Origin of the sequence: Acinetobacter sp. 479375, from assembly GCF_000581715.1 — a bacterium.
GTDB lineage: Bacteria > Pseudomonadota > Gammaproteobacteria > Pseudomonadales > Moraxellaceae > Acinetobacter > Acinetobacter ursingii.
In genome coordinates, this window is the sequence record NZ_JEZN01000076.1 from 1 (window position 1) to 516 (window position 516).

2 rRNA genes are annotated in these 516 nt (G+C 43.0%); both read left to right on the forward strand.

The annotated features are described in order from the left end of the window. Window positions 1-218: ribosomal RNA gene (locus tag J500_RS16830) — 23S ribosomal RNA — on the forward strand; the annotation flags it as partial. 187 nt (window positions 219-405) lie between these two features. Next, a 5S ribosomal RNA gene (gene rrf / locus J500_RS16835) occupies window positions 406-516 on the forward strand; the annotation flags it as partial.

The window sequence follows — 516 nt, forward strand, 5'->3', positions numbered from 1 at the left end:
TGTACCGGTTGTGACGCCAGTCGCATCGCCGGGTAGCTATGTTCGGAAGGGATAACCGCTGAAAGCATCTAAGCGGGAAGCCTACCTCAAGATAAGATTTCCCTGTGACTATATGTCACCTAAAGAGCCGTTCAAGACTAGGACGTTGATAGGTTGGATGTGGAAGCATAGTGATATGTGAAGCTGACCAATACTAATTGCTCGTGAGGCTTGACTATACAACACCCAAACAGTTGTTGTATTCAAGATAAATTCAATACGAAAACTTGATTTAGTTAAAATAGTTGCTAAGATACACAACTTAAAACAGACTCAATTTCCAATCCGTTAATAACTCTTTGGTTCGTAAGTAAGGCATACATTATTAAGTAATGTGAATAAGACCCCAAAGCACCACAACAGTTTGCTGGCGACAATAGCAAGAGTGAACCACCTGATCCCTTCCCGAACTCAGAAGTGAAACCTCTTCGCGCTGATGGTAGTGTGGCGTTAGCCATGTGAGAGTAAGTCATCGCC